Here is a 14003-nt window from a genome sequence, read left to right as displayed (position 1 = left end):
GCAATCCTGTCTTTATCCGCCTCCGGTCCCTAGTGGGCATGAGCATTCCCTCCATGAACAATGAAAAACCAGAAGCTGTTGCACGAACTGGGAACGCTGGGCCGGACCTTGGCGTTCCGGCCTTGGTGGTGTCCGGCTTCCTTGGGGCCGGCAAGACGACGCTTGTCAAGCATTTGATTGCCGATGCCCAACAACAGGGTCTGAAATTGGCTGTGATCTCCAATGAATTTGGTGAATTAGGCATTGATCGGGCCTTGCTTCAAGAAGAAGGCGGTCCAGGCTATGTGGAACTGGAAGGCGGGTGTGTGTGCTGCCAGCTTTCCGGTGAATTACTCAACACGTTGCAAAATCTGTGGGAAACCATTCGTCCGGATCGAGTCGTGGTGGAAACATCCGGCGTGGCATTGCCCTTCGAAACGCTCCTGACGTTTTGGCGGGAGCCCGTCACGGAGTGGGTGGGTGAAAGTTTAGCGTTGGTTGTCGTCAATGCCGAACAAGTGGCTCAAGGGCGGGACCTGCAGGGCACGTTTGAGCAACAGGTATCTTCGGCGGATCTGTTGGTTTTCAATAAAGTCGATTTAGTTTCATCCGACTCAATCGGTCGCTTGGAGCACCTTCTTCAGGATATGGCCCCTGGTGCTCCAGTGATTCGAAGCATTCAGGGTGAAATCGACACGACGATTGTTTTTCCTTCCCTTCCCGGGAAAAAGGCTTCACCCAACTCTCAACGAAAGCCCGAACTCCTTCCTCACACGCATGAGGAATTTGAGGCAGAGGAACTCTCTTTTTCTGACGACCTTACACCTGAACAGCTTATTCAACAACTTCAACCACTGCAAGCCCTTCGCATCAAAGGCATCGTGAACACCTCAGAAGGTCCGAAGCTGGTTCAAGGTGTTGGTCCCCGCATTGATCTGAGTTTGCCTCCTTCGCAATTTCCTAAAGAAATGCTTGGCCGCCTGGTCGCCATCCGTCGAAAATAGAGACGTCGGTCTTACCAGTTTCTCCACGGATCGGATTCTCATTCAAGCAGGACTTGTGGGTATCATCAACTATTATTGTCGATTACCCAAAAGCACGCATGGTGTTGTCTGAACACCCTCCTGCTTTCGGCATAGCGTGAGTGTACGACGGATGCATCAATGTTGACTCTCCTACCCCTCCCGCTTCAACGTTCCTTCCTGCGTGTCTGATTCCTCTGTCTCCGCAAGTCTACGCCTAAACTCTTCTTACCAAGCGGTGCCGATCAGCGGCTGTGAACGCAAAGCTGGTCGTCAGGTCAGATTCCGGGAGATTTCATTCCTGACCCCTGGGGTCCCAGGAAAGAGGCGAGCACCATGTATCCATTCGAAGCTCCTTTAGGGAATATGTCTTGCTTTCGAGGTGCAGCTCTTTATGCATCTTTTATCGAGAGGTCAACATTGGGAGTGTTGAATAATAAAGATTTTCAAGGCCAAATTTGCCCAGGATTAGATCACTCATCAAAGCCTCCGGGTCGGTTCAAAAAAGTCCGTCCAGCAAGGCCGCAGCCGCTTGTGCGCGCGGAGCGTACGCGTAGTACGTGAGTACGGAAAAATGGCGAGAACGCCGCTGGCGGCTTTTTTCAACAGACCCACATTTGTTGTGTCGGTTCTGCCTTCCAGAAAAGTACAAATCCTTCTACATACTGGATAGGCAATCTGCCGCGCGTATGTGGTGCGTCACTGATGATCTCTGTGACGTGCAGAGCAGTTTTTTATCTTGCTGGAGCGGAGTAGGAAAAGAGAGGGTCGAGGGCTGGATTAATCTAATGGATTGGTGAAGAGTCCTGGAGCATTTGATTGAAGCTGTGCAAGGAGAGCGTGATCAAGTTTGGCCAGATAAAGTGTTTTGGCTTTGGCGAGAAGATCGATGGAGACATGGGTGGCGCCTTGGAGATTGGCTTCCTGTAAGTTCGCTCCGGTCAGGGATGTATCCTGAAGTGAGGCCCCTTCCAGATTAGCCTGTACGAGTTGAGCCTCACGCAAATCAGTTAAGTGGAGCTTGGCCTTGGCCAGGTTGGCACGGGTAAGATTTCCCCATGGAAGCGAAGCACGTGTAAGAGTGGCCCCCTCTAGATTCGCGCCCTCCAGGGTGCAGGCAATGAGCCCGGTTCCAGACAAATCAATCCTGCTCATAGTGGCATGTGAGAGATTAGCCTTGATCAGATTGGCCTCCTGCACATCGGCTTCGGTGAGATTCACGCCGGAGAGGTTGGCTTCTGTTAAGTTGGCATGAAAAAGATAGGCGTCTGAGAGGTCTGCCCCTTCCAGATTGGCATGACTTAAATCAAGTCCGGTAAAGTCGTATCCGGAAAGATCGGCTCCGCTCAGATCGGGTTGAATCGTCTGATTGGTCCGTCGAAATTTGTTCCATTCTCCAACTCCTCCCTTGATGAGGCGTTCAATATGTACAGGATTGGCCATGAGGAGAGTGTCGGGGATGAACGACGAAACGGATCGTCTGCCTGAGGGCGGTTGATTTTTAGGTGTTTACCGTTTTTTGAGGTACTTGAGGAATTCCGAATCCGGAGAAAGAACCAACGTCGTATTGCTCGCGAATGTTTTCTTGTAAGCTTCCATGGTTCGGATAAATTCAAAAAACTCCGGGCCTTGTTCGTAGGCGGTCGCATAGATTTTGTAGGCTTTCGCTTCACCGTCTCCACGGAGTTCCTGTGCGGTTTTGTAAGCCTCGGCCAGAATGATTTGCTTGTCTTTCTCAGCTTCGGAGCGAATTTTTTGGGCTTCTTCTTCTCCCTCTGCTCGATACTGCTTGGCCTGGCGTTCCCGTTCGGCTTGCATCCGTTGAAATATCGCTTTTTCGTTTTGCTCAGGCAGGTCCGCGCGCTTAATGCGTACATCTAGAACCTCAAGCCCGTACGCCGAAGCTTTTTCGTTGGATCGATCCGATACGACCTTCATGATCAATGCCCGGTTCGCGGCGACGATTTCACCGAGTTCATGGCGGCCCAACTCAACCCGCAATTCCGAATAAATAATATCGTCCAGTCGCTGGAGCGCACCTCGTTGAGTCTGAAAGGCCTGGTAGACCTTTAAGGGGTCCACAATGCGCCATTTGGCAAAGTTGTCGATCACCAGGGATTTCTTATCACTGGTAATGACATCTCGAGCGGGAGCGTCATAGTCCAAATAGCGTTTATCGAAGAAGGTGACTTGATGGTAGAAGGGAATCTTAAACTTCAATCCTGGTTCCGTGATGGTTTGGACAGGTTTTCCCAATGCGACCACAATAGCCGTCTCGGTTAGGTCGACCACAAAAAATGGAGAAAGACCTAATACCAAAAGCAGTCCAAAAACTAAGATGACACCCATGAGGAGATTTTGTTTCATCGGGAGTCCCCTCCTTGCGTGGTTGTTGCTCCGCGCGAGCCGGATTGGCGGTCTAACGGAAGGAAGGGCAGGACGTTGCCGGCCGCCTTAGAGTCCAGAATAATTTTTTCCGTGTTCGCCATGACTTCTTCCATCGTTTCAATATATACCCGTTTACTGATGACATCCTTGGCCAGTTTGTATTCTTTAAGAGTCTGGAGAAAGTACTTGGCTTCCCCCTCCGCACGTGCAATCCGTGACTGTGCGCTTCCTTTGGCCTGGTTGATGCTTTGAGCCGCTTCCCCTTTTGCTCTGGGGATTAGATCGTTTCGGTAGCCGTGAGACTGATTAATGAGCTTTTCACGGTCTTCCTTGGCGCTGGCGACATCTTTAAAAGCCGCGGCCACGGCCTCGGGAGGATTCACATCCTGGAGTTGGATTGTGGCCACTTGCACGCCCGCCAGGTACTGATCGAGGACGCCTTGAAGCAGGTCCTGAGCTTCCTGCTGAATCTGGGCTTTGCCGATCGTTAACGCTTCATCAATTTTACTTTTGCCGATGACTTCCCGCATGGCTGCTTCAGCGGCGTTGTGAATCGTCGACTCGACATCGGCGACTTTATATAAGTAATTTTTAGCTTCCTTAATTTTATATTGGACGATGAACTCGAGAGACAGAATATTCATGTCGCCGGTCAACATGAGGGCTTCTTTGGGAACGAATTGGGTACGTCCTCGATCGGTGCGGAATCCCACTTCTACCCGATGGAGTTTTTCAACCTTAGGTGTGTCAACGGTTTCCACAAATGGAATTTTAAAATGTGGTCCGGATTCAACCTCACGAACAATATCGCCGAACCGTTTCACCAGCCCTTGCTCGTCCGGGGCCACAATAAACACCGATTGCCAGAGAGCCAGGACTGCCAAGACGATGTAAATAATTGATTTGAAACCCCGGCCGGGCACGAGTCGGGTGAGTTGGTCTTGTGCCTTCCGAAGCGCTTCATCGAGGGGGTCTTGACCGCTTCCTCCCCACGGATCTTTAGGTTCCCATGCCATACGTTAGTCCTATATTTGAGTTACAAGCGGGACGTGCGAGGTGATTACTGTAGTTACGTGAACCACGGTAACAGAAATTTTTGAATGGGGCAATAAAAGATCAATGAATCCTATTCCAAATGGATAGGGAGTGCAGTGCTGCAGCGCTCTGTCGGGTATGGATTTGTTCTATTGCCTATTTTTGTTAAGTGGGCCTCATCAGGGACTTGGATTGGCTTTCAGTAATGAATGAAGAAATTTCCAAACTTGTATGGCCTGATTTTTTATAAGATATTTGAAGTGAAAGGAGGCCGGATTGAAGACCTCCATACCATAGTCAGTTGGGAGGCGATTCTTACTTGCCCATCGGTGGTTGATGTTGATCCAATAACTGCTGAGGGCATGGTGATTTGGCAACGATGAAATAGGTTTAATTTTTTTTAGAGGGATGTTTATGACGACATGGAGAAAACTATTTGTTATCTGTTTGATTCTTGTCAGTGTTGTGGGGGTGAGCCGGGCTTTTTCATGTCCTGTCGTTTCCAGCAATGAGCATCCTATAGCTGGTCGTGACCAAGGAATGAGGGTTGAGGGAGTTCAGGGAGGAATGTTTGTGGTAGATACGGCGTCCGGTAAGGTGAAGTTTTGTGGTATCACTCCTGTCGGATGTTCTCCCTGGAAAGATTGAACAAGTCAGAGGAAGTGTCATGGGGGACAGTTAGGAAAGGTCTTCTTTGATTGACCGGACGCACAGACTAATGAAATCCAAATTTCAAGCCGGGATATCCTCGCAATTACCCCACCGGCATCTGATACTGCATAAGCCTTACGGGGTCCTGTCAAAATTTACCGATTCTGAAGGGCGCCCGACCTTAGCCGACTATGTGGCTGAGGCACGGGTGTATCCGGCCGGTCGATTGGATATGGATAGTGAGGGCCTGCTTTTGCTGACGTCCGATGGAGGTCTGGCTCATCGGCTGACCTCGCCATTTCAAAAAGTTTTCAAAACCTATTTGGTGCAAGTGGAACGTATTCCGGATGACTCAGCACTCGTGGGGCTTCGGGAAGGCGTTATGGTCAAGGGCAAAAGGACCAGGCCGGCTAAGGTGCAGCTTCTTCATGAGGAGCCGGATGTCTATCCTCGTCCGGTCCCTATTCGCTTTCGCAAATCCGTTCCTACGGCATGGTTGCGGATGGAAATTCAGGAAGGCATGAACCGGCAAATTCGACATATGACCGCTCAAGTGGGACATCCGGCTCTAAGGATTGTTCGTATTGCCATCGGGCCGATTCGGTTGGGCTCTCTCGCGCCAGGACAATGGAGGGAGCTTCGAACAGGAGAATTGCGTGGTGTCTTAGGGACTTCTGAAGCGCGTGCATGAATAGGAAAACGCCATTCGGATGAAATAAATGGCAGGAGCCTGAAGGATCCCACATGTTTGACTCTGGATATGGTGATGGTGTCGATAAAAATGGTTATTAGGGTTTTTACCTTGAACATTGTTGTCCAGACAGGTAAAATTCGGCGCTCGTCATCTAATAAACATGAGTTGATGACCGGCGGAACGGCGGCATGACATATTTTTAAATCAGGCCGATGTCATGATGGTGTCTGGTCGGTCCAGGGCAACCCCTCGCGCGCTGTTTTGTCCCCAAGCTAGAACGATAGAAGGAAGGTAATTCGAAAATGGGGCATTTCTTTGTGAGCAAATAGACGGTCGGGTCAGAGGTTGTGCCGTATGGTCTTAGCTCATTTCCAGAATTCGGCGGTCTCATCCTACAGTTCCTGTTGAGCCGGTGCGAATAATTCACGATTGGTCACTTACATAAGAATGGAGATATTCCCAACATGTCGGTAACTATTATTCTGGCTCTGTCTGTTCTTGGATTAGCTGTTGCGTATTACTATTCTTCATCGGTCCTGAAGATCCCCATTGATATGGGTGTCGACGATCCGGAAACCCGGAAGCGTCTGGGGAAAATCCATTCGGCTATTGCCACCGGAGCCATGGCCTTCCTGAAACAGGAATACAAAATTATGGCCATCTTCATGGTGGTGTTTGCCGCCATCATTGCGGTGTTAATTGATGATCATCACACCGACTATGTGAATGAAGGGCTGTATACGGCTATTGCGTTCATTTTTGGCGCCATCATTTCGATCGCCTCGGGTTTCATCGGGATGAAGATCGCCACGCAAGGAAATGTACGAACGACCGTTTCTGCCAACCAATCCCTCTCCACCGCATTTAATGTTGCCCTGCATTCCGGCTCCGTGATGGGGTTTGGACTAGTCAGCTTGGCGGTCTTAGGACTGTTAATTATCTATCTTGGGCTCAAAAGTATCATGCCGGCTCAGCTCCCGACGCATATTTTGATGGAAGTCATCGCCGGCTTCGGTCTCGGGGGTTCATCTATTGCGTTATTTGCCCGCGTGGGTGGCGGTATTTTCACAAAAGCCGCCGATGTCGGGGCTGATTTGGTGGGAAAAGTTGAAGCGGGGATTCCGGAAGACGACCCGCGCAACCCTGCGGTGATTGCCGATAACGTGGGCGATAACGTGGGTGATGTAGCGGGAATGGGGGCCGATCTCTTTGGTTCTTGTGCGGAAAGCACCTGTGCTGCGATGGTGATAAGCGCAGTCGCCTTTTCCGGAATGGTTGACGCGTTGTTATATCCGATCCTTATTTCCGCCATCGGCATCCCCGTGAGCCTTCTCACCCTGATGATGATCAAGGTCAATTCCGAAGACCAGGTTGGTCCTGCGTTGAAAAAGATGCTGATTATCTCCAGTGCGCTCATGGCCGTGGTGATGTTGTTTGTCACCAAGGCCATGCTTCCGGATACTTTTGAAATTGGTGGGCAGGCCTATACCGATTTGGGTGTGTATTTTTGCTTCCTGTCAGGCTTGATTGCGGGGCTCGCCGTGGGATTGATGACTGAATACTATACCTCTCATGATTATGCTCCTGTGCGTGAAGTGGCCAAGTCGTGCGAAACGGGTTCGGCCACGAATATCATATTTGGTCTGGCACTCGGCTATCAGAGTGCCGTCGGTCCCTATCTCGCCATTGGTCTTGCCATCTATATCCCGTGGATGTTGGCCGGCATGTATGGGGTGGCCATCGCATCCCTTGGTATGTTGGGCACACTGGTGATTGCACTCACCATTGATGCCTATGGACCGGTTTCTGATAATGCCGGGGGTATCGCTGAAATGGCTGGTATGCCGGAACACGTCCGCAAGCGGACGGATGTGTTGGATGCTGCGGGCAATACGACCGCTGCCATTGGCAAGGGCTTTGCCATCGGTGCGGCTATCCTGACCTCATTGGCCCTGTTCGCGGCGTTTCTCACCAGGGCGGACTTATTGCTTAAGGAACAGCATGGTCCCGATTTTGATCTGTTAGGCAGTATTAATTTATTGGATCCCTTAGTGTATACCGGGTTGTTTATCGGTGCCGTGTTGCCCGCCTATTTCTCCGCCATGACCATGAAATCGGTAGGGTCGGCGGCCTATAAGATGATTGAAGAAGTCCGACGGCAGTTCCGCACGATTCCCGGCCTCATGGAAGGAAAGGCTGAGGCGGATTATGAGCAATGTGTCGCCATTTCAACGCAAGCTGCCCTGAAAGAAATGATTGCGCCAGGCATTCTGATCATGGGAACGCCGTTGATCACTGGATTCCTGTTTGGCATTCAAGCGGTCGCTGGTGTGCTTGCCGGGTCCCTTGTTGCCGGTGGGGTCATTGCCATCTCTTCATCGAATAGTGGCGGGGCATGGGATAATGCAAAGAAATATATTGAGGCTGGAAATTTGGGTGGCAAGGGCACGGACACCCACAAGGCCGCAGTCGTTGGTGATACTGTGGGTGATCCCCTGAAAGACACCTCAGGTCCCTCATTGAATATCCTGATTAAGCTTTCAGCTATTCTGTCATTGGTGTTTGTGCCATTTTTCGTCCAGTATGGGGGGCTGTTGATAAAGTAATTTTCAGAAAGCAGGGGCGCCCAACAGAACCGCAGTTTCTTTATGTTTTGTTGGGCCGAATGCTGGCATTCTTGTTATAATGGTGAATGTAAATGATGGGTCTTTTGAAAAAAGCCGCCAGCGACGTTCTCGCCATTTTTCCGTGCTCACGTACTACGCGTACGCTCCGCGCGCACAAGCGGCTGCGGCCTTGCTGGACGGACTTTTTTGAACCGACCCGAAGCCTTTGATGAGTAATCTAATCCTGGGCAAATTTGTCCTTGAAAAACTTAATTATTCAACACTCCCATGATGGTGTTTCTATTTTATCGTATAGAGCGAAACTGACCTTGCCTTTGTCTGTTGTCTTCATTGTTATCTTGATGTTTTGTTCGTTAATATTTCATCCCTTGTCCAGTTTTTATCCCTCTTTTCATCCCCTTTTTCTTTCCTTGATTGTGGATGACCAGGCTGGTCATTCCAATGGTTTTTCCCCTCATTTTTTGGCCTCATTACCACAAAAATTGATGTTGTAAATCTGTGAGAGGGGGATCTCTGTTTTGGTGATAATGAGAAGCCCCATGAGGCACTCCCGTTTTTCTCATTTGTGGTTGTTCCGGTAGGTTTAGAATGTGAGGGACAACACTTTCGGAGGGACATGGCGATCCCTCTCTAGTGGTCTATGTCCTGGCTAGTTCCGGTAGGCAGGTTTTCTCAAGGACTGAGATGGCCGGCGGAAAGGAGTCACCCCGTATGGAGCCACCCGAACAACCGGGAGATTTTTCATTTCAGAGGAAGAGAAACTCTGAGGCGGTTTCCCCCACAGATGTCGATTTGTTGTTACAGGTGATATCCCAGGATCTTCCTGTTTCACTGACAACTATCCAGGAGGCTTGTCAGAAAATCACGATGGCATGCAGTCGGCTGAATGCATTGTTTGAGGATGAGGTCTTATCCGATTATGCGCGGGAGGCACTCGGTCCTCTCCCCAAAGAAGATATTCCCGAGGCAGTACGGCATATTCAGGGTGAGGTGGATCATATGCGTGGTATCACGTCGGGACTTCTTCAGTTTATCCGGCTTGGGCAGATTGGCCTTCGGTGGGAGGGCCTGGATGTGAATCAACTTGTGATGGGAATCGTGACTTCCATGGAGAGGAAACTCAAGAGCAGAAAAGTTCTAGTGCGAATTGAGGATCTTCCGGATTGTATGGGTGATGAGGTGTTAGTGACTCAGGTGTTTTCGATTTTGATTGATAATGCCCAGAAATATCTCGATCCTGCACGTGCTGGAGAAATTATAATCTCCGGTAAAACAATGCATGGGTGGTCAGTCTATTCTGTTGGGGATAATGGAATCGGGATTGCGCGAGACCATCATACCGGAATTTTTGAGGGGTTCTCCTGTCCTGCTGTGGAGCCGGAGGTTCGCCAAGGGGTGGGTTTGGCCATTGTGCGTCGCATCATAGACCGGCATCAAGGAAACATTGAAGTCGATTCAATTCCCGGTCAAGGCTCGACCTTTCGGGTGTACTTTCCTCGGGCGATCATTGTCGAGGAGGGAGAAGGGAAAGAAGGATAAATCGAAGAAAATAAAGACGTGTTCTTTCCAATAATCAGTCGGCTCCTTTGCAGAGGCCTTGACCTGCTTCAAATGGTTTCCTGAAGTTGTGGTTAGTGGGAGTGTGCGTCCGGGATCTTCGTTCAGTACTCGGCGAAGCGACACACATGGTGCGGAAGCGCATGGAAAATTTCTTTGGGGCCTGATCTCTTAAGAAAGAGGCAGAAAGGTTCTCTGAGCGAAACGTGGTGGTGAATGGCAGGGAAAGGAGGATCTCTAAGGAAAGTTGAGAAGATATCGAGAAAGGCAGCAAGCAAGAGATATTGGCCGGTGGTTGAAACTGACCTCCCGGTCATGGCGCATCGAAGTACCCTCCATCGAAAAATTTCTTATCGATGGCGGCGGGATTGCCCTAAGCGCCGAAGGCGTGGTTGTGGCGTCCTCCTGATTTTTTTTATCGGGCTGATTTTCATTTTATTTTTCCAACCTAATCCTCGCAAAATCCGGCTCACATGGTCGGGGTGATACTTTACCCCGAAGCATTGGCGAATCATTCGTCCAATCAGGCGGCAGGTCCAATGATCACTCCGCATTTTTGCGGCTTGTGGTCCTCGTTTGAGCATAAGGAGGAGATGTTGGCGTTGTGTGGGCGAAAGTCGGGATGGACGACCGGTATGGGGTTTGGACTTTAAGGCATTTTTCCCCCCTTGTTCGAGAGCATCTTTCCATCGCTTGACGGACGACGGCGCCGCCCCGATCGTTCGTGCGACCTCGCGAATGCCTCGTCCTTTGGCCAAGAGACTGGCCGCCAATCGGCGTCTCGTTTCTAGTTTTGCTGCACTACCCTTTGGCCTCATGAATCCACTTCTCGGATTTCTCCCTGCAACTCTTGAGGATAAATGTGCACCATCCGTTTAAAAATCAAAAGAATGATTCCCGGGAGAAAATGACGAAAGTGCGGATGTGTTGACCGAGCAATTTTCCCAGGTCGAAGCCTGGCGAAAATCACCATCCGTATAGCACCTAATGGAGTGGAACAAAATCTGTTTAGCCGAAAGAGGCGGGGATCCCGATATCGCGACTATTCGCGAGACAGGCGCCGGCATCGGTCATTTCTTGGAGCACATTCGCGGAGCCATCCTGTTGGAGGGAGCTACCCTTTGTGGCATCAGTGAGCAAGACGACTCGAAGTCCGCGTTGACAGCCATCGAGAACCGTGTGTTTGACGCAATGCTCGGTCGGTAGTCCCAGGACAAACAATGTTTGGACGTTAAGATCTTCCAGTCGGTCGGCCAGGCTCGTACCATCAAAGCCGGATTTCGAATCTTTCTTCGGATCGGTTCCTTTAGAAATGACCATCATCCCGGGAGGAAGGACCAAGTCGGAATGAAATTGAGCTCCGCGTGATCCTTGGACTCCATGGGCCGGCCAAGGCCCCTGTTGCTCGGTGAAGGAGCTGTGATTTGCCGGGTGCCAATCTCTGGTTGCCAATATGGGCCAGCCTTGCCGGCTGAAGTGCTTAATGTAGGCGTTGATAAAAGGAATAAGGCTGTTTGCCTCGGGCACGGCCAGTGCCCCACCCGGAAATAAGTCATTTTGTAGGTCGACTAAGAGGAGCGCGGAATGCTGATCGGGTTGGGGAACGGTCGAGGTTTGAAGAGGAGAAGAATCCGATGGGGAGGAATGCTTGGAAAGTTTCATGTTTGTTATGCCAGAATTTCTGTCCCGATGCCTTTGTCGGTGAAAATTTCGAGTAACACCGCATGAGCCACCCGTCCATCAATAATGTGCGCCTTACGGACGCCACCCTGAAGGGCGGTTAAACAGGCATGAACTTTGGGGAGCATGCCTGCGCTGATGACCTGCTTTTTGACCATGCGTTCCATGTCTTTTTTGGAGAGAGTGGAGACATGCCGGTTATTGGCATCACGAATGCCTTTGACATCGCTCAAGACCAGTAATTTTTCGGCTTGAACCGCTGCAGCGACGCTACCTGCTACCAGATCGGCATTGATGTTGTGCGTTTGCCATTTGGCGTCGACTCCAATTGGCGCAATGACCGGAATGAAATTCGCCTCTTGAAGCGTCTGCAGCAAGGTGGTATCGACATGGCTGACTTGGCCGACGAGGCCGTAGTCTTCAGGGTGCAGCACGTCGGTTGATCCGCTGTAGGTGTGAATCAGGCTCTTGGGATTAAATGGTTTTGTGGTCAGAAGGCGACCATCCTTGCCGGTGAGTCCGACAGCTTTGGCGCCATGCTGGTTCAGTAACGACACGATTTCCTTGTTGATTTTTCCACCGAGGACCATTTCGACGACTTCCATGGTTGGCTGATCCGTGACCCGAACTCCATGCAGGAATTTTGCCTCAATGCCGAATTTATCCAGCATTTCGTTAATTTGTGGCCCACCGCCATGAACGATAATCGGTTGCAATCCAACATATTTTAATAAGACGACATCTTCGGCGAAGCCTTCCTTGAGTTCCTCCTGAACCATTGCGCTCCCCCCATATTTGATGACCACGGTTTTCCCGGCCAGGGTCCGAATATAGGGAAGTGCTTCAATCAGGATGTCCGCTTTTTTAATCAGTTTGTTCATGCAACCTACTTATGGGCTCCAGGGTTTTGGGTTGAATAACAAAGGCGAATTGGAAATCTGGCCATCATAACAGATGTATTGATTTTACAGAATGTACCGGCTGAGGTCTTCGTCTTTCACAATACTTTGAAGGTGATCCCGCACATACTGGGCATTGATTACGACCTCCTTTTCCTGAAGATCTTGGGCTTCAAACGAGACATCTTCCAATAACCGTTCCACGATCGTGAAGAGCCGTCGTGCGCCGATGTTTTCGGTCCGGTCATTCACCTGCACAGCGGTTGCTGCAATTTCTTCAATCCCGTCTTTGGTAAATTCCAACGCGATCCCTTCTGTGCTCAGTAACGCGTGATATTGTTTGACGAGAGCATTTTTGGGTTCGGTTAAAATGCGGATGAGGTCATCTTTCGTGAGGGGTTCCAGTTCTACACGAATAGGGAACCGGCCTTGTAATTCCGGAATCAAGTCGGAGGGTTTGGCCACGTGAAATGCTCCCGCGGCAATAAACAAAATATGATCGGTTTTGACCGGGCCATGTTTGGTGTTGACCGTTGACCCTTCCACGATCGGGAGAAGGTCTCGTTGCACACCTTCACGGGAAATGTCGGGGCCTGTGTGTTTCTCCCGTCCGGCAATTTTGTCAATCTCGTCCAGGAAGACGATTCCCGATTGTTCCGTGCGGGTAATAGCCTCCTTGGTGACTTCTTCCATATCAATAAGTTTTTGCGCTTCTTCCTGGGCCATGAATTTCAGGGCCTCTGAGACTTTCATCCGGCGATTTTTCTTTTTGCCCGGCATCATGCCGCCGAGCATATCCCGGAGGTTGTGCTCAAGATCTTCCATTCCCCCGATATTGGAAATGATTCCAACCGGAAGTCCTCCTCGTTCTTTAATTTCTATTTCCACCATCCGATTATCCAGCTTGCCTTCGCGCAGCTGGAGGCGCAGTTTTGAGCGGGTGGAGTCCTGCTGATCCTGTTTCTGTTGAGTGGAAGCCCCTGCGGACTCCTCAGTGGGCTCAAATGAGGGGCTCGACGGCGAGGGCGGAAGCAGCATATCTAAGACCCGCTCTTCGGCTAGGTCTTCAGCCTTTTTTTGAACCTTCTCCAGATAAGCCGTTTTGACCATATTAATGGATAAATCGGTGAGGTCACGAATCAGAGATTCCACGTCCCTGCCGACGTACCCCACCTCGGTGAATTTGGAAGCTTCAACTTTAATGAATGGCGCATCTGCTAATTTAGAGACTCGTCGGGAAATTTCTGTTTTCCCGACCCCTGTAGGGCCAATCATGATGATATTTTTCGGGACGATTTCATCACGGAGTTCCGGGCTGAGCTGTTGGCGCCGCCAGCGGTTTCGCAAGGCGATGGCGACCATGCGCTTGGCGTCCCGTTGCCCAATGACGTAGCGGTCTAACTCCTCCACGATTTGGCGTGGAGTAAGGGAGTCCAATTTTTTGGGTGTTGGTGAAGTCTCTTGTTCCATA

11 protein-coding genes are annotated in these 14003 nt (G+C 50.4%); 4 read left to right on the top strand and 7 right to left on the bottom strand.

Annotated elements, in window-relative coordinates; genetic code table 11:
• Positions 1-53 precede the first annotated feature (53 nt).
• Complete coding sequence (locus tag H6750_07835; protein ID MCB9774223.1) at positions 54-983, top strand: GTP-binding protein; 930 nt, start codon at positions 54-56, stop codon at positions 981-983.
• A 798-nt stretch (positions 984-1781) separates the two neighbouring features.
• Here the strand turns inward: H6750_07835 and H6750_07830 are convergent.
• From H6750_07830 to hflK, 3 genes are all read right to left on the bottom strand, one after another.
• Positions 1782-2444, bottom strand: a complete 663-nt coding sequence (locus tag H6750_07830) for a pentapeptide repeat-containing protein (protein ID MCB9774222.1) — start codon at positions 2442-2444, stop codon at positions 1782-1784.
• Positions 2445-2510: 66 nt separating this feature from the next.
• On the bottom strand, positions 2511-3368 hold the full coding sequence (gene hflC / locus H6750_07825) for a protease modulator HflC (GenBank protein MCB9774221.1): 858 nt from the start codon (positions 3366-3368) through the stop codon (positions 2511-2513).
• Positions 3365-4405: an FtsH protease activity modulator HflK gene (gene hflK, locus H6750_07820; protein MCB9774220.1), complete on the bottom strand. Its 1041-nt coding sequence runs from the start codon at positions 4403-4405 to the stop codon at positions 3365-3367. Before hflK ends, hflC begins: the two co-directional genes overlap by 4 nt.
• A 737-nt stretch (positions 4406-5142) precedes the next feature.
• Here hflK and H6750_07815 point away from each other — a divergent pair.
• From H6750_07815 to H6750_07805, 3 genes are all read left to right on the top strand, one after another.
• Positions 5143-5766 (top strand): pseudouridine synthase, encoded by a 624-nt coding sequence (locus H6750_07815; GenBank protein MCB9774219.1) that lies wholly within the window; start codon positions 5143-5145, stop codon positions 5764-5766.
• 467 nt (positions 5767-6233) lie between these two features.
• Positions 6234-8375, top strand: a complete 2142-nt coding sequence (locus H6750_07810) for a V-type H(+)-translocating pyrophosphatase (GenBank protein MCB9774218.1) — start codon at positions 6234-6236, stop codon at positions 8373-8375.
• A gap of 732 nt (positions 8376-9107) precedes the next feature.
• Positions 9108-9935: a HAMP domain-containing histidine kinase gene (locus H6750_07805; GenBank protein MCB9774217.1), complete on the top strand. Its 828-nt coding sequence runs from the start codon at positions 9108-9110 to the stop codon at positions 9933-9935.
• Between the two features lie 368 nt (positions 9936-10303).
• On the opposite strand, the gene H6750_07800 is transcribed toward H6750_07805, so the two are convergent.
• The 4 genes from H6750_07800 to hslU all read right to left on the bottom strand — a co-directional run bounded on the left by H6750_07800 (position 10304) and on the right by hslU (position 14002).
• Positions 10304-10771, bottom strand: coding sequence for a transposase (locus H6750_07800; protein MCB9774216.1), 468 nt, complete (start codon positions 10769-10771; stop codon positions 10304-10306).
• Positions 10772-10961: 190 nt separating this feature from the next.
• Entirely contained in the window at positions 10962-11615 is a 654-nt protein-coding gene (locus H6750_07795) for an isochorismatase family protein (GenBank protein MCB9774215.1), read from the bottom strand.
• A gap of 5 nt (positions 11616-11620) precedes the next feature.
• The gene (gene argB, locus H6750_07790) at positions 11621-12514 is read right to left on the bottom strand and encodes an acetylglutamate kinase (GenBank protein MCB9774214.1); all 894 of its coding nucleotides are present in this window, start codon (positions 12512-12514) and stop codon (positions 11621-11623) included.
• 84 nt (positions 12515-12598) lie between these two features.
• Positions 12599-14002, bottom strand: coding sequence for an ATP-dependent protease ATPase subunit HslU (gene hslU, locus H6750_07785; GenBank protein ID MCB9774213.1), 1404 nt, complete (start codon positions 14000-14002; stop codon positions 12599-12601).
• Position 14003: the final 1 nt, after the last annotated feature.

Source organism: Nitrospiraceae bacterium, from assembly GCA_020632595.1.
In the GTDB taxonomy this organism is placed as follows: domain Bacteria; phylum Nitrospirota; class Nitrospiria; order Nitrospirales; family UBA8639; genus Nitrospira_E.
Note: the sequence above shows the minus strand (reverse complement) of the source record. Positions and strands in the feature narration are given on the sequence as shown.